This is a genomic window from Nostoc sp. KVJ20 (assembly GCF_001712795.1).
Taxonomy (GTDB): domain Bacteria; phylum Cyanobacteriota; class Cyanobacteriia; order Cyanobacteriales; family Nostocaceae; genus Nostoc.
On the sequence record NZ_KV757545.1, the window covers coordinates 25875 to 48705 of the forward strand.

Genomic DNA, 22831 nt, shown 5'->3' on the forward strand with positions numbered 1-22831 from the left:
TAATAATTATTATGAGCGATTTATTAAAACGTCTTGAAAGCCTTTCTCCAGATAAGCGAGAATTAGTTCTACAAAAACTGAAGAAGCAACAACAATCTCCACTCTTCACATCCGTATCGAGAGAACAACCCCTTCCCCTCTCCTTTGCTCAACAAAGACTGTGGTTTCTAGATCAATTAGAAGGCGAAAATTGTGTCTATAACGTTCCGTTTTTCTGGCAGATTAAGGGATTTCTGAATATAAGTGCTTTAGAACAAGCTATTAGAGCAATTGTTCAACGTCATGAAGTCTTACGTACTAGCTTCTCTATTCTCGATGAGTCGCCTATACAGGTGATTCATGCTCATCCTCAATTGACAATGCAAGTGCTAGATTGGCGACAATTGACTGAAGAAAATCAGTTAAGTAGAGCCACTCAGTTAGCGACAAAAGAATTGCAACAGCCTTTTGATTTATCAAACCCACCTTTGTTGCGGGTAAAGTTGTTGCAATTGAATGACCAATCTTATCTGTTGTTGCTTGTCATCCATCATATCGTTTGTGATGGTTGGTCAATGGAAATATTTCGCCGTGAATTGTTCAGCCTTTATACATCATTTTCCGCCGGAGAATCTTCTCCCTTAACTGAATTACCGCTGCAATATGCTGATTTTGCCCACTGGCAAAGACAATGGTTACAAGGTAAGGTACTCGAAACCCAACTCAATTACTGGCAAAAACAATTAGCTGAAGTCCCGCCTCTGTTAGAATTGCCCACTGATAAATCTCGCCCATCAGTTCAAAGTTTCAGAGGGCGTAGCGAGTTTTTGGAACTCAATCAGGATTTAACACAAAAGTTAAAGCGTTTGAGTCAGGAGTCAGGAACAACTCTGTTTATGACAATGCTTGCAGCATTTACGCTGTTACTTTCGCGCTACAGTGGACAGGAGGATATTGTTGTTGGTTCTGCGATCGCTAACCGCACCCATAGCCACATAGAACCATTAGTCGGCTTTTTTGTCAATACCCTAGCATTACGTACCAATCTACAAGGAAATCCAACTTTCTTAGAATTACTTGAACGGGTGAAGCAAGTAACCCTAGATGCTTACGATCATCAAGATTTACCCTTTGAGAAACTAGTTGATGAATTGGGTAAGGAGCGTAGGCGTAGCCCATTGGAGATATCGCTTTCTCATCATCCCCTATTTCAAGTGGCTTTTAGTTTGCAAAATGAAACCCAGCAGCAACTAGAAACCAATGGATTAACCCTTAAACGTTTCCAGTGGGAGAACACCACAACTCTGTTTGATTTGTCGCTGATTTTCCGGGAAACACCCCAAGGTTTAACAGGAGAATGGGAATACGCAACCGATTTGTTTGAGGTTCAAACCATTCAACGGATGGCGGGACATTTTGCAGTTTTACTTCAAGGAATTGTCGATAATCCTCAACAACCAATCGATACTCTACCGTTGATGACAGAGGAAGAAAGTCAGCAACTCCAAAACTGGAATCAAACTCAAACTGATTATCCCCTCAATCAAACTTTGGTTGATTTGTTTGAAGCTCAAGTTGCCAAAAACCCTAATAATCTCGCTTTGGTGTTGGAATCCCAAAGCCTAACTTACCAACAACTTAATCAAAAAGCGAACCAACTAGCTCATTATATAATTCAAAATCACCAAATTCAGCCAGACACTTTAATTGGTATCTGCGTTGAACGGTCTTTAGAAATGATTATTGGTGTACTCGGTATCCTCAAAGCAGGTGCAGCTTATATACCGATTGACCCCAATTATCCTAAAGAACGCATTGAGTTCATGTTAGAAGATTCTGGGACATCGGTGTTGCTCACCCAAAGTTTCCTATTAGACCAATTACCTTTAGTTAAACTGAAAAACGAGATCATTTGTTTAGATCGAGAAACTTTTAATGCGGCGTTAACAAATAATCCCAATCCTCAAAGTATTCCTGATAATTTAGCTTATATAATTTATACCTCCGGTTCAACGGGACGACCCAAAGGAGTGATGATTGAGCATCGTGCAATTGTCAATCTAGCTTTAGCCTGGGCTGAAATTTTTCAAGTTCAACACCATAGCCGTTGGCTTCAGTTTGGTTCTTTTAGTTTCGATTTGTCTATTGGTGAAATTGCCACTGCTTTATCCGCAGGTGCTTGTTTGTACTTAGCCAAGAAGGAAACTTTGTTACCTAGTCAAGCTTTGGTGGACTTGTTGTGCGATCGCAAAATTTCCCATTTCACCTTACCTCCTTCCGTCTTATCTGTATTACCTCAAGCCTCATTACCTGATTTGCAAGCCGTAATCGTTGGTGGTGAAGCTTGTACAGCAGAGTTGGTGACACACTGGGGAAAAAAACGGCGTTTCTTCAACTGCTATGGGCCGACAGAATCGACAGTCATCGCCAGTATATCTAGTTGTGAACCCAATGGAAAAAAACCCTCTATCGGTCAACCGTTATCTAATATCCGCATCTATATATTAGATACTCATCATCAACCGTTACCAGTTGGTATTCCTGGAGAATTGTGTATTGCGGGAGTGGGTTTAGCACGAGGCTATCTCAACCGTCCCGATTTAACCGCCGAGAAATTTATTGAAGTTGAATTATTTGGCAAAACTGAGCGAATTTATAAAACTGGTGACTTAGCAAAATGGAACTCTGATGGCAATCTTGAGTATCTAGGTCGTATTGATGCTCAAATTAAATTACGGGGATTTCGGATTGAACTTGGTGAAATTGAATCGCTATTATTGCAAAATTATTTAGTTAGAGAAGCGGTTGTTATTTTATATGAAACTGATAATAATCCCAGGTTAGTAGCTTATGTCACGGCAAAGGAAAAATCCAGTAATTTAGCGAGTCAACTCAAAGACTACCTGAAGATTCGCCTACCAAATTATATGATTCCTAGCCAGATTATCGTATTGGATCAGTTGCCCCTTTCCCCTAACGGAAAACTAGATCGTAGAGCGCTACCAACACCAAATGCAGCCACTTCTACGGACTTTCAAATGCCAGTCACGCCAACTGAAGAACTGTTGGCTACCTTATGGCAAAGTCTCTTAAAAGCTAAGTCTGTTGGTCGTCAAGATAACTTCTTTGAATTGGGTGGACATTCGCTATTAGCAACCCAATTAGTTACCCGCATTCGTGACACTTTTGGGGTAGAAGTACCTGTCCGCAAGGTATTTGAACAGAGTGTTTTGTCTGATTTGGCAACAGAAATTGACAAAGCCGCTTCGGTAATTGCTTTACCACCCATCACGCCACAACCTGAAAATGCTCCTAAAAATCTGTCATTTGCCCAATCGAGACTCTGGTTTTTAGCCCAACTTGAAGACACCGGAACCTCGGCTACCTACAATATGTCAACGGCGCTAGAACTTGAAGGCAAGTTGAATATAGAAGCGTTGCGTGCAAGTTTTGATTATCTCCTCGATCGCCATGCCATTCTACGCACCTATTTTCCCGCACTAGAAGGAGAGGCGCAAGTAGCCGTCCAAAATCTAGATGATATAGAAGTGCTGGCGATTACAGATTTACAGTCACTTAATCCCCAGACTCAAGCAGAAACCGTACAACGGTTATCAGATAACCACGCTCAAGAACCCTTTGACTTAAATACTGGCCCCCTATTCAAAGCGAAACTGCTGCAACTGGGCGAACAGAAAAATGTGCTGCTGATTAATATGCACCACATTATTAGTGATGGCTGGTCAATGGGAGTGTTTAAACGTGAATGGGAACAGACTTATGCTGCTTTTGCTGCGGGGAATGCTCCAAATTTGTCACCGTTGCCGATTCAATATAGTGATTATGCAGCTTGGCAGCGCAATTGGTTACAAGGGGAGATTTTAGAAAATCAGGAAAATTACTGGAAACAACAATTAGGTGATGCTCCCCGATTGCTGGATTTGCCCACTGATCATCCCCGTCCAGCCCAACAAAGTTATCAAGGTGGGCGTGAGGAATATCGTTTGAGCAATGAACTGACTCAGAGACTTAAAGCTATTAGTCAACAACAGGGAGTTACTTTGTTTATGACTCTGTTGACGGCTTTTAGTATTTTACTATCTCGTTACAGCCGTCAAGAGGATTTATGTATTGGTAGTGCGATCGCTAACCGCACCCATAGCCACACAGAATCATTAATCGGCTTTTTTGTCAATATCTTAGTATTGCGGAGCAAAATCAAGCCAGAGCAAGGATTTTGCGGATTACTCCAACAAACCCGCCAAACTTGCCTAGATGCTTACGCTCATCAAGATATTCCCTTTGAATATTTGGTAGAACAACTGCAACCAGAACGCAGTCTGAGCCATAATCCCTTATTCCAAGTGATGATGGTGTTGCAAAATACTCAAGAAGCAGGGAAAAATATTAATTTACCAGGGCTTGATATTCAATGGTTAGAGCAAAGTTTCCCATTTGCCAAGTTTGACCTAACACTGGATCTTTGCGAAAGGGGCGGCCAATTGCATTGTATGTGGGAATATGCCACAGATTTATTTGAGGCTGAAACGATTCAACGCATGGCGGGACACTTTGAAGTCTTACTGGAAGCAATTACCCAAAATCCCCAACAGCCGATTCATCAGCTACCCATAATTACCCCAGCAGAAAGTCAACAACTGCAAATTTGGAATCAAATCGATACAGATTACCCCAAAAATCAGACGTTGATAACTCTGTTTGAACAACAGGTAGCAAAAACGCCGGATAACATTGCGGTGGTGTTTGAAGATCAAAGTCTGAGTTATCAAGAACTCAACCGACAAGTTAATCAGCTAGCGCATTATTTGTTGGAACTCAAAAGAAAGCAACAATTACCTGATAATCCATTGATAGCGATTTGTGTGGATCGTTCTCTGGAAATGCTCATCGGTATCTTTGCTATTCTCAAAGCAGGTGGGGCATACCTGCCGATTGATCCAAGTTATCCCCAAGAACGCATTCATTTAATGCTTCAAGATAGTAATGCAGAAGTATTACTAACAAAAAATGTCAATAAAAAGCAACTTCCTCTAGAAAAACTAAAAAATCCCTGTCAAGTAATATTTCTAGAGAAAGAAATATGGGCAAATCAGCCAACAGATAATCCGAATTTTCAAAGTAGCCCTGATGATTTGGCTTATGTAATTTATACTTCTGGTTCTACAGGGCGACCTAAAGGTGTTGCGATCGCACAATATAGCCCAGTAGCTTTAGTAAAATGGGCGCATTCAGTTTACAGCGCAGAACAGCTTGCAGGTGTCTTAGCATCAACCTCAATCTGTTTCGATCTCTCCATTTTTGAAATTTTTGTTCCACTGACTCAAGGTGGTAGTGCGATCGTGGTGGAAAATGCACTCTACATTGAGCAAGCACGTAAGAGTCCTGTACCGATAACTTTGATTAATACTGTACCAAGTGCTGCTGCCCAACTGCTGAATATGAATGCTATTCCCGCAAGTGTTCAAGTTATCAATTTGGCTGGCGAACCATTAAAAAATAGTCTGGTACAGGCTTTATATCAAACCACATCTGTAAGAGAAGTTTATAACCTCTATGGCCCTTCTGAAGACACAACTTACTCTACATTTACGAAAGTCGCCAAAAATGCCCAGCATGAACCAACTATCGGTAAAGCGATCGCTAACACCCGCATCTACATTCTAGATAGCTACAACCAACCCCTTCCCCCAGGAATACCAGGAGAACTCTGCATTGCAGGTGCAGGTTTAGCACAGAGTTATTTGCATCGTCCCGATTTAACCGCCGAAAAATTTCTCAAAGTCGAATTATTCGGTAAAACTGAGCGAATTTATAAAACTGGCGATTTAGCCCGTTGGCTACCTGATGGTAATTTGCAATACTTAGGACGGAGCGATCGCCAAGTCAAACTTCGTGGTTTCCGCATTGAATTAGGTGAAATTGAAGCATCTTTACTCAAACACTCAAAAATTGAGGAAGCGGTTGTCCTAGTTCGGGAAGACACTGATTTCGATCAACGTCTGGTGGCATACATTGTCCCAACAGGTAAAGAGGATGAATATCTTCAAGGTGAACAGGTGGAATTATGGCAACAAGTTTTCAATGATGCCTACCATCAATCACAAGATCCAGAAGATGATCCAACCCTCAATTTAGCTAGTTGGAATGATAGCTATACAGGAAAACCTTATCCCAAACCTGTGATGCAAGAATGGCGGGATAAAACTGTTGATCAAATTCTCGAACTTGCACCCAAACGGGTCTGGGAAATCGGTTGTGGGACAGGGATGTTATTGTTAAAAATTGCTCCCCATTGTCAAAAGTACTTAGGTACAGATATTGCAGCAGCAGGGTTACATTATATTGAACAACATCTTCAACAGCAATCTCTCAAAGAAAAAGTTACTTTAAAACAAAGTTCAGCTAACCAGTTTGACGGCATTGATACAAATAATTATGACCTGGTAATGCTCAATTCTGTTATTCAATATTTTCCTTCTTTGGATTACTTGTTGTTAGTAATCGAAGGGGCTATCAATGCTGTGAAAACTCAAGGAAAAATCTTTGTTGGAGATGTGCGAAATCTCCATTTATTAGAAGCTTTCCACACCGCAGCCGAATTTTATCGCGCCCCCGACGAATTATCAATTAAGGACTTGCGTCAACAGATTCAACAAAGCATCCGCACCGAAGGCGAGTTACTAATTGACCCTGATTTCTTTATCGCCCTCAAACAAAGATTTCCTCGGATTAGTCATGTGCAAATTCAATTGCAACGAGGTTATGCTCAAACGGAAATGAGTCGTTTTCGTTATGACGTTGTTTTACACCTAGATCGGGCAGATACTCCCGTTGCCGAATTACAATGCTTAGATTGGCAAGGTGAACAACTGAATTTGGAAACAATCGAGAGAATTTTAAAAACTCAGCAACCGGATTTATTAGGCATTAACAATATTCCCAATGCGCGTCTAATTTCAGAAATGGTGCTGTTAGAAGAAATTGCTCAATTAGATGGTAAGGTTTCAGACTTAAAAGCGGCAGTTTTCCCAGCTAAATCAGGCATAGAAACCGAAGTTTTCCGAACTTTAGTGCGAGATTTACCCTATACCATTTTCATTCAATATAGCCCCACAGGTTTTGCTAATTACGATGTTGTTTTTCAAAGGAATATCCCTGGACAGGCAATATTACCAAGATTTGCTCAGGGTGAAAATTTGCGCCTGAAATCTTGGCAAGATTACTCAAACCAGCCGTTACAATATCGCAGCAATCAAGTTGATCCAACAATATTCGCTGAATGGCGTGATTTTCTAGGTCAAAACCTGCCTGATTATATGATTCCTAGCCATTTCACTGTGTTAGATAAACTACCACTAACACCAAATGGAAAAGTAGACCGTAAAGCTTTACTTATAGCAAATGCAACCATTGCATCAAAAGATATTGAATTGCCTGTAACCTCCACAGAAAAATTGCTTGCCGAATTGTGGGCGAAGCTGCTTAAATGTGAAGCCATCGCCCGCTATGATAACTTCTTCAACTTGGGTGGACATTCTTTATTAGCTACCCAATTAATTGCCCGCATCCGTGATAAATTCAAAGTCGAGTTACCTCTACGTAAAATATTTGAGTTTCCCACCATCACTGAATTAGCAAGTTATCTTGATACCTGCATTTGGGTTAATTCCACTGATGAAAGTATGCAGCCTCTCAAGTTAGATGAAGAGGAAATCGAACTTTAAACTACCATACCTGAAAACACATCCTTAAGCAAAATTTATCTTTTAATCAGAAAACCTATGATTGCCATATCTGATTCCATTTTTATCTCTCCTGATGAATACCTTCAACTAGAAGAAAAAAGTAACATTAAACACGAATATATTAATGGTCAAGTTTACGCAATGGCGGGAACAACTGACACCCATAATACTATTGGACTAAATCTCGCTTTATTAATTCGCAACCACTTGCGAGGGTCAGACTGTCGAGTTTACTTTGCCGATATTAAAGCCAGGATTGAAAAACGTAATCGCTTTTATTACCCCGATATTCTCGTAACCTGTGACCCTAAAGACCGAGAAACCCCAACCTATAAAAGCTTTTCTAAGCTTATTGTTGAAGTCCTATCAGATTCCACCGAAGCCTTTGATCGAGGTGACAAATTCAACGACTATCAAACCCTTGACAGCTTAGAGGAATACGTTTTAGTTAATAGCAAACATCAACGATTTGAAACCTTTCGCCGTAATGAACAAGGGCTATGGGTGCTACAAACCTATACACCTGATAACCAAGTTTTTGAACTCCAAAGTATTAACTTAACCGCCTCATTTGCTGACCTTTACGAAAATGTAGAATTGGAAGTAATGGATATGATGGGCGTAAGAATTCAGGAGTCAGAATTCAGAATTCAGAATAGTTAAAAAATTAGGAGAAAATTTGATACGTAAATAGATGGGAATAAAGCAACTTATGTTATGAAACGTAAATAGGCTTAAAACCCTTATCAATGACAAATGACAAATGACAGCCCCACCAGTTAGCTTTAATTGCACCGACTTACTTAAAGTATGACAAAAAATGAGCAAGTGGCTTATTTAATGTTGCGTTTGCAGAACATAGGATGTCGAATTTGGGCTGATGACGATAAGTTACGAATTCGTACTAGTAAAAACGCCTTAACTTCTGAACTCAAGCAGGAAATTCAAGCCAACAAAGCAGATATATTAGCATTCTTAAATTCTGTCAAAACCACAACTGTCATGACAGAAGAAATTCCGACCTTGCCAGATGATGTGCCCAAGTGCCTTTCTTTTGCTCAACAACGCCTCTGGCTGTTAGCACAACTCCAAGGGCCATCAGCCAGTTACAATATGCCGATCGCTTTGCAACTGGATGGAAACCTTAATATTGATGCTTTGCGCTCTAGTTTGGCTTATCTGCTTAATCGGCATGACAGTCTGAGGATGTATTTTCCCACAATGGCAGGACATCCCCAGGTTGCGATCGCAAATTTAGACGACATCGAAGTTTTAAGGGACTGGGGACTGGGGACTGGGGACTGGGGAAGAGTTTTACCAATAGCGATTTCCGACTCCCCCAATATCCAGCGTTTAATTGATGCTCATGTTCAAGAACCGTTTGACTTAAATACTGGGCCTTTGTTTAAAGCGAATCTGCTGCAACTCAAAGAGCAGAAATACGTGCTACTCATTAATATGCACCACATTATCAGTGATGGCTGGTCAATGGGGGTGTTTGTCCGTGAGTTACGACAAGTTTATACCGCCTTTGCCCAAGGTCAAACCCCAAACCTTGCACCATTGCCCATTCAATACAGCGACTACGCAAACTGGCAACGAAATTGGTTACAAGGGGAAGTATTGGAAACCCAGATCAACTACTGGAAAAATCAACTCAAGGATGCTCCCCCATTACTGGAGTTACCTACCGATTATCCCCGTCCAGCATTGCAAAGTTACCGAGGCGATCGCGATCGCTATTCCCTATCGCCTAACTTAACTCTTGCCATTAAAACTTTAAGTCAGCAGCAAGGTGCAAGTTTATTTATGACTTTGTTGGCGGCTTTCAGTATTCTGCTTTCTCGTTACAGTCGTCAAGAAGACTTATGTATTGGTTCTCCTATTGCTAACCGCACCCATAGCCAAACGGAAGGATTAATCGGTTTTTTTGTCAATACCTTGATACTACGTAATCAAATCAAGCCTGAGCAAAGTTTTATCGAGTTTCTGCAACAAACTTGCCAAACTTGTTTAGATGCATACTCCCATCAAGACATTCCCTTTGAGTATCTGGTAGAACAGTTGCAACCAGAACGCAGTATGAGCCATAACCCTTTATTCCAGGTCATGTTAGCACTGGAAAATAATGAAAGTCCCGACCTAAGTTTGCCAGGAATAGAGATTAAATGGCTGCCATTAACCTATCCCTTTGCTAAATTTGACTTAGTACTTCTAGTCATAGAATCTGATAACCAGTTAAATTTAACTTGGGAATACGCCACCGATCTATTTGAGAAAAGTACTATACAAAGGATGGCAGAACAGTTTGAAGTTCTACTTCAGGGAATTATTGATAACTCTCAACAACCTATTAATACCCTCTCTTTGATGACAGCACCCGAACTTCTAAAACTACAATGCTGGAATCAAACTCAAACTGATTATCCCCAAGATAAAACTCTAGTTGACTTATTTGAACAACAAGTTGAAAAAAATCCTTATAATATCGCTTTAGTCTTTGAATCTCAACAATTAACTTATCAGCAACTCAATCAAAAAGCAAACCAACTAGCTCATTATCTAATTGAAAATCACCAAATTCAGCCAGACACTTTAATTGCCATCTGTGTTGAACGGTCTTTGGAAATGATTATTGGTGTACTCGGTATCCTGAAAGCGGGTGCAGCATACCTGCCAATTGATCCAAATTATCCTAAAGAACGGATAGAATTCATGTTAAAGGATTCTGGAACATTGGTATTACTAACCCAAAGTTTCCTATTAGACCAATTACCTATAGCTAAACTGAAATACCAGATAATTTGTTTAGATCGAGTAACTTTTAGTTTTGCGTTAATAGATAATCCTAATCCTCAAAGTACTCCTGATAATTTAGCTTATGTAATTTATACTTCTGGTTCGACGGGACAACCCAAAGGGGTGATGATTGAGCATGGAGGACTGGTGAATTTAACTTTGGCGATCGACAAAGTTTTGCAAATTAAACCTCAAAGCCGATTGCTTCAGTTTGCTTCTTTTAGCTTTGATGCCTCAATTTGGGAAATTGCTACTGCGATCGCCACAGGGGCTTGTTTGTATCTAGCAAAGCAAGAAACCTTATTACCTAGTCAAGACTTAGTGAACTTCTTAGAAGAACACAAAATTTCCCATATTACGTTACCGCCTTCAGTCTTATCTTTATTACCGCAAGCTGCTTTACCTGATTGCCAAACTATAGTTGTTGCTGGTGAAGCTTGCCCAACAGAATTAGTGGCAAAATGGGCAATAGGACGAAGTTTCTACAATGGCTACGGGCCAACAGAATCTACAATTTGTGCTAGTATCGCACTCTGTCATCCTAATGGTAAAAAACCACCTATTGGTCAACCAATATCTAATATCCGCATCTATATATTAGATACTCACAATCAACCATTACCCCCTGGCATCCCTGGAGAATTGTGTATTGCGGGAGTGGGTTTGGCACGAGGATATCTCAAACGTCCTGATTTAACCGCCGAGAAATTTATCAAAGTTGAGTTATTCGGTAAAATTGAGCGAATTTATAAAACTGGCGACTTAGCAAGATGGGGAGTTGATGGAAACCTTGAGTATTTAGGTCGCATTGACGAACAGATTAAATTACGGGGTTTTCGGATTGAAATCGGGGAAATTGAATCGATTTTATTGCAACATCCATCAGTTAAAGAAGCAATTGTCACTTTATCTAAAACTGAAAGTAACCAAAGTTTAATTGCTTATGTAACGGGAATAAACAATGATTTTTCTACCCAATTGAAGAATCATCTCAAATCCCGGCTACCCGATTATATGATACCTGCTCAAATCATCGTATTGGATGAGTTACCTTTAACTCCCAATGGCAAAATTGACCGGAAATCTTTACCTGCTCCAAATCGTGTAAATCAGGGCTTATATGAACCCCCACGGAACGAAATTGAAAAACAATTGGTGCAAATTTGGTCTGCTGTACTCGAACATCAAGACATTGGGATTCATGATAATTTTTTCGACTTGGGCGGTCATTCTTTATTAGCGATTAAACTACTAAATAATATTCAAGAAGTATTTGAGCAACAACTTTCTTTAAGTAGTTTATTTCAAAATCCTACTATTGCTCAACTAGCAGAACAACTTTGTAATACTGAGGTTCAACAGTCAAATCCTGATTTACTGTCATTCCAACCTCAAGGACATGCAACACCTCTATTTTTTCTTCCTGGCGCAAACGGACACGGCTTTTATTTTCGAGATTTGGCAATCAATTTAGGAACTAAGCGGCCAATATATGGACTCGAAACTCCAGGACGAGACGGCTCTAGCGTACTCCCTGAATCAGTAGAAACTCATGCAAGTCAACTGATTAATCTATTACGTCAACAGCAAGCTAAAAGTCCATATATATTAGCAGGATACTCTTCAGGTTGTGCTGTTGCTTTTGAAATGGCTTCCCAACTCGAACAGCAAGGTGAAACGGTGAGTTTACTAGCTATCTTGGACGCTGGACTAGTTTCTAAAGCTGAGTATTTTACTGATAGAGCAGAGCTTGATTGGATCTGGCAATTGATTCGACGAATTGAAGTCTTAAAGGGAGTTTATTTAGGACTGCAATATGACGATTTAGCTGTTCAACCCAATGACCAAGCGAGGTGGGAACTGGCAGCAGAGTATTTGTACCAAAATAATATTTTACCCGAACACTCCACCCTTTCTTTACTCAAAACCAATATGAAAGTGATGAAAGTACTAACGCTCAACTATGCAAATTATCAGCCTACTAATCCAATTTCTGCTCCCATTGTTTTATTCCGCGCTCAAGAAGTTAAGGAGATTATTTTACAAGAACTACAAGCCTTTTCTGATTACCATCTACCCGATTGGGGATGGCAAAACTATACTCAAAAGCCTGTCAAGGTAATCTCTGTACCTGGAAACCACGGTCAAATGCTTTATGAACCCCATGTCAAACTATTAGCTACACAATTAAAAGCTTTTATGGCAAATGGAGCAGATTAGAGTATTCTGACTCCTGAATTCTGAATTCTGAATTCTGAATTCTGAATTCTGACTCCTTATTTAACATAATTTTGCGAGAGGTCTAATGAAAACACTTCCTATCAAAATTTACGATGAAACTCTGCGGGATGGGGAACAACAAGCAGGCATTTTTTTCTCTTGCCAAACTAAACAAAAACTCGCCCATCTAATTGCTCAAACGGGAGTCGATGGACTCGATGTTATGCCCTGTGTATGTGAGCAAGAATCTGAACTGACTAAAACATTAGTATCAGAGGGATTGGATAGATTAATTACTGCCGCTACCTTAATGGAAAAGAAATATATTGATCAAGCAAAAGACTGTGGTGTTAAGCGCATTATCCTTTTTCATGGTCTTTCTGATCGACTCTTGTTTCTACGAGATCCTCAGATTCGTCTGATGAAGGAGTTTAAAGGAAAAACTATTGATGATGATGTCCCCGTTAACGTTATCAATAGAATTCGCCAAAATGCTATTGATGTAATTGTCGAAAATTTGCGCTATGCCACTACGGTTGCTGGACTCACTGTAGACTTCGCCGCTGAGGATGCCTCAAGAACCGATTTTGACTTTTTAGTGCAATGTATCCGCTCTTTTGGCCCTTATATTGAACACTTTTTGCTTTGTGATACAGTCGGAGTCCTCAGTCCAGAAAAGAGCTATGTCTGGATTAACGACCTGCTGCAACATACAACTGCGGTTGCTTTCGGGGTACACTACCACAATGATATGGGCTTGGCTCTCGAAAATACTCTCCAATCCGTCATAGCTGGAGCAACTTTAGTATCGGGTACTTTTTGCGGGATTGGGGAACGAGCCGGAAATGTTGCCATTGAGCAGGTTTTAAATGGGTTGCGAGTCCGCTTCGGAATTGAAGTGAAGGGGATTAACTATGATGCTATCGTCGCGGTGACTGATTACATCGAGCAATTGGGAGTTCGTCCAGCGCCACCTTACTCTCAAACCGCTCAACGCCACGAATCAGGTATCCATGTCAATTCTTTGTTTTGCGACCCTCAAAGCTATGCTGCTTTGCCTTACAACACTATAGAGGTTCTCTTCGGCAAATGGAGTGGAGTCAGTAATTTTCAATATCTATTTGAAAAGCAACTGCAAAATCCTCAATCAATGAAGCAATATGAAAAAATGCGCTCAGTGATTAAATCTCTTTCTGTGGAGAAAGAACGCTATTTTACAGCCAAAGAGATATTGCAACTATGGCAAGATGGGGTCTTTAAATAATCCATATTGTCATGTATTAGCTAAATAGAAAAAACATTAATTCAATATTTATTTGCCTATTAAATTTTTACTTTTTCTTGGTTCAGTAAATATAGTACAATACCAAAGTTATTCAGTCAGCCTCAATAGCCTCAACTGATTTTTACAACTATGCGCTGACTCATGTTCGTAATCATGCTGAATCAATAGCTCTATGACAAACACCCGGAGGTGTTGAAATGGGTAAGAGATTAACGAATATTCATACTTTTGCAAATCAAGGTTATGTTAACTAAACAGCAAAGACAACTAATTACTTACGAAGCTATTTCAATTTATGAACGAAGCTATCAATTACCAGTTCTCAAGAATAACGGTGTAAAAACAGTTCAGAAAAAAATTAGAGAACGTCAAAGATTAATTAAAGAAGGTGTACGATATCATCACCAGTTTGGTGGGATAATTAAACGAAAAGAAGAAATTAGCCAGGGAGAAATTTTTGATGAAATCCAATTATTTATTAAGGACTACAGTCATATTATTGATTTTCTAGAAACTTATCAGGATAGTTATCATAATTTTTTACTAACTCTTACAGACGATTTAAAAACATTATTCAAACACAAGTATTTGGAAATAAAAAGTTTAGAGGAGGAAAGAAGAAAATTAGAGCTAAAAAATGAGAAAAATCCGAAAATTCTTGATGGCTTAAGATGGGAGAAGCAAGAAAACTTTAAAGCAGTTTTACTGTTGAGCAATGCTTATTTTTTAATGTTAGAAAAAATTCGATTGCTTGGTGAAGGAATTAAAAACCTTGCAGAAGATACTAAAAATCAAAAAGAGATTGTTCGGCAAATAGTTAAAGATTTAGAAGTACATCAAGAAATTTACGAATATCAAAGAAAAGCCTATAAGGTTCGTCAAGATATAGCAAAAATTGCCCATACTGCAATTAATTTTGAAAATTCTTTACAAGATTACTTTAGTCCCTTTCAATCTTTAATAGATGAAGTCGTAAAAGTAGATGAATATTTCTATACAACTGTCGGAGATATTAAAAATCTAGGTGATAGTATTTTAAAGAATCAATCCAATTTATTTAACCTTGAAGAGAACGAGGCAATTTCTGAAACTTTTCTCGATTTTATGGTAACAAGCTATGAGAAAAAAGCCAGATTAAAAGATGCTTTTATTCAATCTCAATTACTAGATTGGCAAATCCATAATTTTGATTTGAGCGAAAATGGCGTCTTTTTAGACAAGGGTATTGATTTAATATCTAACTATATATCCAAGCAACTCACCGATCAAAGAGCAGAAGTAACTTTTGTCTCTACAGCACCTCTATCTACTGTTGAAGAAACAGGATTGATGGGACTGACTAATAACAACGTTAGATTGACAAAAGAATTTTCCAGCAATAAAGATATTGATTATACCCAATTGCAGGATCTCCTCGCGCAGCATAAGTGGAAAGAAGCTGATATTGAAACCACTAAGCTAATGCTAAAAGTCATGAATAAGAATTATTGGAATGAAGTTTATAAGGAAGATATTGATAACTTTTCTTGTCAAGAACTCCACTCCATTGATCAACTTTGGGAACAATATAGTTATGGTTATTTCGGCTTCAGTATTCAGCAAACTATCTGGAGCGAAATGGGTGGTCAAGTAGACTATGAAACAGAAAAGAGACTCGGCGATCGCCTTGGTTGGCGAAAAGAGGGGAACTGGCTAGACTATGAGCAATTAACTTTTAAATTGTCTCCGATGACACCGATGGGACACTTACCAGCCAAATGGTTACACTATGACCAAGATAGCTTTGACTTATCCGCAAAATCATCTACAGAACACCTTTCAATGGGAGCTTGGCGGGTAAAGTCTTGGTTAGTTTGGCAGATGCACTTATTTTTTTCTCGTGCAAAAAGTTGTAGCGAAACTTTGCCATGTGTTAATCACACATTTGTTAATAATAGGAAAAACTAGAGCTAAAGCTAATTTGAGGATAAACATGAGTAATAGTAAGCATTCTGATGTAGAAATAGAAATTTTACTTTTGGGAAAATGGCGTTTTGATACGTATTCAGAAAAAATAACTATTGAATTTAAAGATGATATGACTTATGAGCAAAATAGGGTTCAAATGCTTCTTTTCTCTAAACCTAAAGAACTGATAACAGGTAATAAATTTACTGGTGTATGGTACGTAACTCAAAAAAAATTGCATTTAAATGTTAAAACTATGCCCAAATCCTTTTTTAATTTAAAGATACCACTAGCTTTTAAGATTTCTCTTGCAGATATGATAGCTACTTTAGGTTCTGTGTTTATGCCAGAAAGTTATGAAGTTATCAGAATTAATAGTTCTAAATTTTTGATCAAGGATAAAGAGCAATCAATTATTGGGACAAAGATAAATAATACTAGTACCGCAAGGCGGAATTAAAAATTAAAAATTAAAAATTAAAAATGAAGACAGCGTAAGGGTTTTGTTGATTGGGAATGGGTGGTTTATTTCCGCCGTGCTGTACTAGTAAGTGGCAGAGTTTATAAAGAGTGCTGAGTTGGGTAAATTCCGGGAGCAACGCGGAAAAATGAGATCATCGTGAAGTGAACAGGGGAAGTGGGGGAAGTAAAGAGAAACTTTTAGTAATTTTTACTACCGCAATAGCTCTAAATACACTTGTTTCTTTGTCTCCCCCTGCTCCCCCTGCTCACAAAATAGCGTTACTCTCACTCCCTACTGCCTTTCTAAGCTTCGATAACTACCCGCAAGTTGCCCCGTTTTTTCGCAACGCGACAAGCAGTCGTAGTTCCAGAACGCTCGAATTCCAAATCGAGGATGGTGGGGCCGACTCGCAAATTATGAAATGACAAACGATTAATCGATTCTGGCAAAGCGGGGTCGATTATTCGCAAGCAATTATTTTGAGCATCAGGCACCAAATTGACCATCATTTGTAGGAGTTGGAAGATACTACCCGTCGCCCAAGCTTGGGGAGTGCAGGCAACTGGATACTGCACAGGAGCATTATCACCATTCCGTTCGTAGCCGCAGAAAAGTTCTGGAGGACGTTGATAGGGTTGCTGCTCAGTCATATCGAATAAACCTTGGAAAAGTTCCAGAGCTTGATCGATCAGACCGAGCGATCGCAATCCCATTGCAATCAGAGCGTTATCATGGGGCCAAACCGAACCAATGTGATAACCCATCGGATTATAAGCGGGTGACAAACTACTCAGAGTCCGAATGCCCCAACCATTAAACATATCTGGTGCCCGCAACCGTTCTGCTACACTATGAGCTTTTTCGTCTGTGAAGAGTCCCAAATGCAGACAATGCCCAGGATTTGAGGTAATACTGTCTACTGGCTTGCCATCTCCATCCAAAGCCAAGGCGCAGAAATCTTGGTCTTCCACCCAAAAATCTCGATTAAAACGAACCTTAAGATTTCTGGCCTCTTCTTGCCAACGATCTGCCAAATCAAGCCGCTTTTTCATCCTAGCTATTTCTGCTAGGCGCATTTTTGCAGCATAAACATAAGCTTGCACCTCACAAAGGGCAATTGGGCCGTTGGCTAATTCTCCCTTGTGGTTTACGATACAGTCGCCAGAGTCTTTCCAACCTTGGTTAGCAAGACCGCGTTTAGATGTACGGAAGTAACTCAGGTAGCTGGTTTGTTTGGTGTTGCGATCGATCCACTCCATTGCTGCTAGAGCATTGGGCCAAAGTTGCTCTAGGAGTTCTTGATCGTGAGTCCAAGCATAATGTTCGGCATAGAGCAGCAGCCACAGAGGAGTGGCATCAACTGTACCATAGTAAGGTGTATGGGGAATTTCTTGACAACGAGCCATTTCTCCTAAACGTAACTCGTGCAAAATCTTACCCGGTTCTTCTTCGCGCCATTCGTCGTCGATTTTACCTTGGTATGTCGCAAGTAATATCAGAGTTTCCTTGGCGATTTGCGAGTTTAACATCAGGGTTTGAGAAGCTGTAATCAGCGAATCTCGCCCAAATAGTGTCGAAAACCACGGCACTCCGGCGGAAACAGTCTTATGCTTCCCAAAAGATTGGCGCAACAAATACATATCTTGTTCAGCCCGTTCAATCACTCGATTGAAGGTATTTTTATCTGAGCTAATGCGGGTAATTTGTTGTACCCAGTGTTGCTCCTCCATCCACTCAGCAGCTTTCGCTTGTCCTAAGGTAGTGGCGGCACTTACGGTTGAACTGGACTGGTTGTTTCTCAACATATTCACTCGGTAGCCCAGCTTTTGAGTTTCGTGAGAAGCTAACTCTAGCTGCCAAACCGCAGTGTACCCTTTGAAATAGTCTGGTTGCCGATGCTGGAATAGAATTCGGGATTCCATCACCGAGCCATCCAAACCTTGATAGGCGAGTGTCAAGGATTCTTCTTTAGGTGCGGATGGCTCTTTGTGTACAGGCGCAACGCTATCGACCTGAGAAAATGTTCCTTCTTCAGCCGTCGGTTCCACTAGACGTAAAAGCCGACCTCGTTTTTCTCTGTCATAGCCCCGGACTTCAAATAAATCAACAAAATCCGCATCAAAGCTGATACTTAGTTCAAAATTAACAGTGGTTGTGCTGTAGTTAGATACTTCTATTTCTTCAAATAGTGCTCCATTCAGAACTATTTCTCGGCGAATTCCGATAGTTTCGGCTCTCAGGCGTTCCTCGATTCTGGGGTTAGTACACAAAATTGAGAGTGAAAACCCTTTTTCAGCAGTACTACTGAGGAGTACAGGCGATCGCCCTTCAATTTGCAGCTCCAAGCGATTGAGAAATCTCGTATCACAACAAAACAGTCCCATGCTGGGATTGCCATCGTTGAGGGAACAGCCAGAAATATTCCCTATAGTATCTGTCACAAAAAATAAATCATCATCTTTAACCGTCAGTGTGGGTTGTGGTCTTTCACTCACAACACAAGGCCACTCAGGGATAGGTAATTGTTCGGCAGGAATAAAAGTTTTTCCATCCAGGAAAATTTTTTCCGGGGTCATTAATGTATCCGGTGTCATGAGCCAAAGTTCCGTGTACAGGTCTATATTTTTGTGATCTTTTGAGTAGAGGTCTTTTACGCAAGAGGCAGCGGGGAAAGAAAAAATAACCTTTTGCTTTGGGACAGAGCAACTAGATTTATTCAGGTTGAAAAAAGAAAGATTTGGGTCAAGACACACAGTCTAAACAAAAAACAGCATCTCGTAGAGACACACAAGGTGCAAAGTCAGGTCAATTATCTTACCCCTGCTTTTAAGTATGGGATTTTCCCCTGCCCCCCATCTCTCTCCTTCTTGTTGATCCTCACAACTTCCGAAAAAAGACGCTGTCTAAAACTCGTTTGAGCCATTGGAGCCAAAATAATCCTTACACACTGCTAAGAAAATAGCAGTGCTCAAATCTATATAAACAAATATTGATAATTTTATATTCTATAAGGCTCAAGTCAAGACTGAAAACTGAGGGTTTTGAGATAATTCATTAGTCGTTGAACTTTCAGAGACACAAGATATTATAGTATACTCAGAAAAAATGCTACATTCACAGTTTTTGTTGGTATACAGAGCATTTGTTCCAAACTATTATACAATTTTGTTTTAAATATCTTTGGTATTTGATTAGATTAAATTATGATAATTAATTAATTTATTAAATTTAATCACTAATTATGGGCTAAATTATGTGAGTGTCAATGATCGGTGGTGATTAATAAACACAGTAGTTAAAACCATACAAGAATTAGTGTTTTAGTACTTACTCCTGAAAGATTTTACCTGTGCAAGTAAATGGCAAAGTTGGGCGAGAATGTATATTGGGCTTATTAGGTTGTCAATCAACAAATCAAGTTGCACGCAATCCTCCTAGTAGTCTGCCAACCCAAAAATGCCGGGTAAAGATTGGGGAAAGGTTAAAGGGGAAAGGGCAAGGGATAAAATACCTTTTGCCTTTAATTTTTTCCCTTTACCCCGCCAAGTTCCCTTGGCGAACTACTAGTTGGTAACGAAGTGTTACGCCTGCTTTGGCGAAAAGCGCTTTTTAGCGTTCTTTACATATTGCAACTGTCTATTTAACTTGAGAGTCCCTTGGAATTTGTACAATGCAGCTGTGACGTGGATCTTGTCGAGGTTGAGCGTTTAACAATAATTCATGAGCATTTCGACTTCTGTGCTGAGTGATCTGCTAAAGTCCCTACCCTACTTGCGGCCCCAGCTATATTTTAAGGCTTCATTAACGGCGCTCTCCCACGCGATGGAAGATCAAGTTTTGGCTGCGACTTTAGCTCAACCCCTTGTAATTGCTAGTTTCCAGCGAGAGCGATTCTACCGCCAAGAAGCTCATCGCTACCAGCGACTAGCCTTACGAAGTAATCAAATATACGTATTATCTGCTCCAGAAACGGATTTCGCTAACAGTTCAGAACATTATGAAAAAGTCGCTTTTGAGCCAACGGATGGCTTAAGTCAAGAGTGGCATTTGGTAGTGATTGCTGACAATTATGCTACTTGTCTGGTTTGTCGGGAAAACCTTGGTTCTATTGCCAAAAACAAGCCACTAACAGAACTAAGCCCTAATCTGGATATCGATACAGCGCGAAGATTTGAGGGAATTTGGACATCGGAAAGGGGAGTTAGCCTCAAAGCCGCCGAATTGCTGTTAGACAGGATTTTGGTTTACAGACCAGAACTGGCAAGTAAAATTCAACAAGCACGTCAGAGGTTTGGCATCGGGGAGCCGCGAAACCACTCTGGAGCCGAACAGGACAATGAATATGCTTGTGACATTGATACAGATCCCTTTGTGCAGCGCTTAGTAACTTATTTGCAAGCTAGTCAGTACAAATTGCACAAAGCCTACCGTTCCATTGCTGCCCAAGCACGAAAAGAACGATTAGTCAATTCGATTAGCACTGCCATTCGGCGATCGCTCGATCCTCACGAAGTTCTCCAGGTGGCGGCACAAGAATTAGGACAACACCTAGAAGCTTGTCGCTGTTTAATTTACCGCGCTCAAGCCACAGATAGCCAAGCCATAATTGAACACGAATTTTTGACTCCCGGTGTTTTATCTGTTCGTGGGCAAACCTGGGAGTTAGAGCAAAATTCCCTATTTCGGGACATAGTGGAACAAGGCGAAGGTGTCTGTATTAGCGATACGCTGAATGACCCTCGTGTTAATAATTCGCCAGGACTTTCCTTGATTGCCAAAAAATTTGCCATTCGTTCTTGGCTGATGGAACCAGTGTTTTATCAGGGGCGATTATTGGGCATTGTGGAATTGCACTATTGCCGAATGCCACCGCACGAGTGCCAACCAGGGGAATTGGATCTGGTAGAAGCGATCGCTACCCAAGTAGGAGCAGCTCTTATCCAAGCGGAAGCTTATGCTAACCTAGAAGAACTTAACCAGCAGCTAGAAGCTCTAGACCGCACCCGCAGCAACCTCATAGCCATTACCGGACATGAACTGCGTACCCCCCTATCCACAATTCAAGTGTGCCTAGAAAGTCTCGCTACCGAACCGGATATGCCCTTGGAGTTGCAGCAGATCATGCTCAACACCGCTCTTTCCGACTCGGAACGGATGCGAAAACTGGTACAAGATTTCCTCACACTTTCCAACTTGGAAAGCGGCCGGGTGGAATGGCACCCAGAATCCCTCACCTTACAAGAATGTGTGGATTTAGCACTTAGCCGAAATCGCACGCGTTCTTCAACGGAAAAGCCGCCCCAAGTTAAAACTCAAATTGCCGAAAACCTACCTTTGGTAAGAGCAGACGGTGATTGGTTAGTAGAGGTACTGGCAAAACTCATGGACAATGCTTTTAAATTTACGCCACCCCAAGGAGAAATCACCATTAAAGCGATTTACAACAGCCGTCAGATGGTCGAGGTGAGTGTAGTTGACACTGGACGCGGCATTGAACCGAATCGATTAGAAGTAGTTTTTGACCGCTTCTATCAAGAAGAGGGAGCGCTGCGCCGCACCACCGGCGGGACTGGACTTGGTTTAGCAATTTGCCGTCAAATTGTTAATGGCTGGGGTGGGGAAATTTGGGCGGAGTCAACTGGCAAAGACCAGGGTAGTCAGTTTCACTTCACCATCCCGATTGTTCAGAGTAGCCAAGAGGAAAAGCGGACAAAAGTCAAGAGTAAATAGGGATTGGGGATTGGGGATTGGGTACTGGGGCATTGGGCATTGGGCATTGGTTTTTAACAAAGGACTAATGACTAATGACTAATGACTAAAAACTGTTACAGTCTATGACGCGATCGCAATATGATCCTGGTTGCAGTGTTAGGATTCCCTAAAAACGTTGAGAGAATCGACTTTATGGCAGAAACACTCTCTGGACAAACCCCGCTATTTGCTGGCAGCACTGGTGGCTTGCTAAACAAAGCACAAGTTGAAGAAAAGTACGCTATCACTTGGACTAGCCCGAAAGAGCAAGTATTTGAATTGCCTACAGGTGGTGCTGCTGTTATGCGGAAAGGTGAAAACCTGCTGTATATAGCTCGTAAAGAATATGGCATCTTTTTGGGCGGTCAGCAACTTCGCAAACTCAAAATCACAGACTACAAAGTTTACCGGATTTTACCCAACGGAGAAACTACCTTACTTCACCCAGCTGATGGTGTCTTCCCCGAAAAAGTAAATGAAGGTCGTGAAAAAGTGCGTTATGTCCCACGCAGCATTGGGCAAAACCCCAATCCATCACAACTCAAGTTTAGTGGTAAAGCTACCCACGACGTATAGGGACTAGGGATTTGGGACTGGGGACTGGGGACTAGGGATTGGGGA

The 22831-nt window shown here is 40.6% G+C and carries 9 protein-coding genes; 8 read left to right on the forward strand and 1 reads right to left on the reverse strand.

Translation table 11 applies throughout. The annotated features are described in order from the left end of the window. Positions 1 to 11 precede the first annotated feature (11 nt). From A4S05_RS02060 to A4S05_RS02085, 6 genes are all read left to right on the forward strand, one after another. Positions 12 to 7724 carry a non-ribosomal peptide synthetase gene (locus tag A4S05_RS02060; RefSeq protein ID WP_069068160.1) on the forward strand — a complete coding sequence of 2571 codons (7713 nt, stop codon included), beginning with the start codon at positions 12 to 14 and terminating at the stop codon, positions 7722 to 7724. A 57-nt stretch (positions 7725 to 7781) separates the two neighbouring features. Next, positions 7782 to 8408, forward strand: a complete 627-nt coding sequence (locus A4S05_RS02065) for a Uma2 family endonuclease (protein WP_069068161.1) — start codon at positions 7782 to 7784, stop codon at positions 8406 to 8408. A 147-nt stretch (positions 8409 to 8555) separates the two neighbouring features. Further along, positions 8556 to 12764, forward strand: coding sequence for a non-ribosomal peptide synthetase (locus A4S05_RS02070; protein ID WP_069068162.1), 4209 nt, complete (start codon positions 8556 to 8558; stop codon positions 12762 to 12764). Positions 12765 to 12849: 85 nt separating this feature from the next. Next, a complete protein-coding gene (locus A4S05_RS02075) occupies positions 12850 to 14028 on the forward strand; it encodes a 2-isopropylmalate synthase (RefSeq protein WP_069068163.1) in 1179 nt (392 codons plus the stop codon). A 264-nt stretch (positions 14029 to 14292) separates the two neighbouring features. Then, positions 14293 to 15996: a GUN4 domain-containing protein gene (locus tag A4S05_RS02080; RefSeq protein WP_069068164.1), complete on the forward strand. Its 1704-nt coding sequence runs from the start codon at positions 14293 to 14295 to the stop codon at positions 15994 to 15996. A 25-nt stretch (positions 15997 to 16021) separates the two neighbouring features. Further along, the gene (locus tag A4S05_RS02085) at positions 16022 to 16456 is read left to right on the forward strand and encodes a hypothetical protein (protein ID WP_069068165.1); all 435 of its coding nucleotides are present in this window, start codon (positions 16022 to 16024) and stop codon (positions 16454 to 16456) included. Positions 16457 to 16761: 305 nt separating this feature from the next. On the opposite strand, the gene A4S05_RS02090 is transcribed toward A4S05_RS02085, so the two are convergent. Next, a complete protein-coding gene (locus tag A4S05_RS02090; RefSeq protein WP_069068166.1) occupies positions 16762 to 19053 on the reverse strand; it encodes an amylo-alpha-1,6-glucosidase in 2292 nt (763 codons plus the stop codon). Positions 19054 to 20179: 1126 nt separating this feature from the next. Here A4S05_RS02090 and A4S05_RS02095 point away from each other — a divergent pair. After that, complete coding sequence (locus tag A4S05_RS02095; protein WP_069068167.1) at positions 20180 to 22189, forward strand: DICT sensory domain-containing protein; 2010 nt, start codon at positions 20180 to 20182, stop codon at positions 22187 to 22189. Between the two features lie 174 nt (positions 22190 to 22363). Beyond that, on the forward strand, positions 22364 to 22786 hold the full coding sequence (locus A4S05_RS02100) for a photosystem I reaction center subunit II PsaD (RefSeq protein ID WP_069068168.1): 423 nt from the start codon (positions 22364 to 22366) through the stop codon (positions 22784 to 22786). The last annotated feature ends 45 nt before the right edge of the window (positions 22787 to 22831 follow it).

Excerpts from the sequence above, each read along its gene's own strand:
- A4S05_RS02060 (WP_069068160.1), top strand. The coding sequence starts at position 12 with ATGAGCGATTTATTAAAACGTCTTGAAAGCCTTTCTCCAGATAAGCGA.
- A4S05_RS02065 (WP_069068161.1), top strand. The coding sequence starts at position 7,782 with ATGATTGCCATATCTGATTCCATTTTTATCTCTCCTGATGAATACCTT.
- A4S05_RS02070 (WP_069068162.1), top strand. The coding sequence starts at position 8,556 with ATGACAAAAAATGAGCAAGTGGCTTATTTAATGTTGCGTTTGCAGAAC.
- A4S05_RS02075 (WP_069068163.1), top strand. The coding sequence starts at position 12,850 with ATGAAAACACTTCCTATCAAAATTTACGATGAAACTCTGCGGGATGGG.
- A4S05_RS02080 (WP_069068164.1), top strand. The coding sequence starts at position 14,293 with ATGTTAACTAAACAGCAAAGACAACTAATTACTTACGAAGCTATTTCA.
- A4S05_RS02085 (WP_069068165.1), top strand. The coding sequence starts at position 16,022 with ATGAGTAATAGTAAGCATTCTGATGTAGAAATAGAAATTTTACTTTTG.
- A4S05_RS02090 (WP_069068166.1), bottom strand. The coding sequence starts at position 19,053 with ATGACACCGGATACATTAATGACCCCGGAAAAAATTTTCCTGGATGGA.
- A4S05_RS02095 (WP_069068167.1), top strand. The coding sequence starts at position 20,180 with ATGAGCATTTCGACTTCTGTGCTGAGTGATCTGCTAAAGTCCCTACCC.
- A4S05_RS02100 (WP_069068168.1), top strand. The coding sequence starts at position 22,364 with ATGGCAGAAACACTCTCTGGACAAACCCCGCTATTTGCTGGCAGCACT.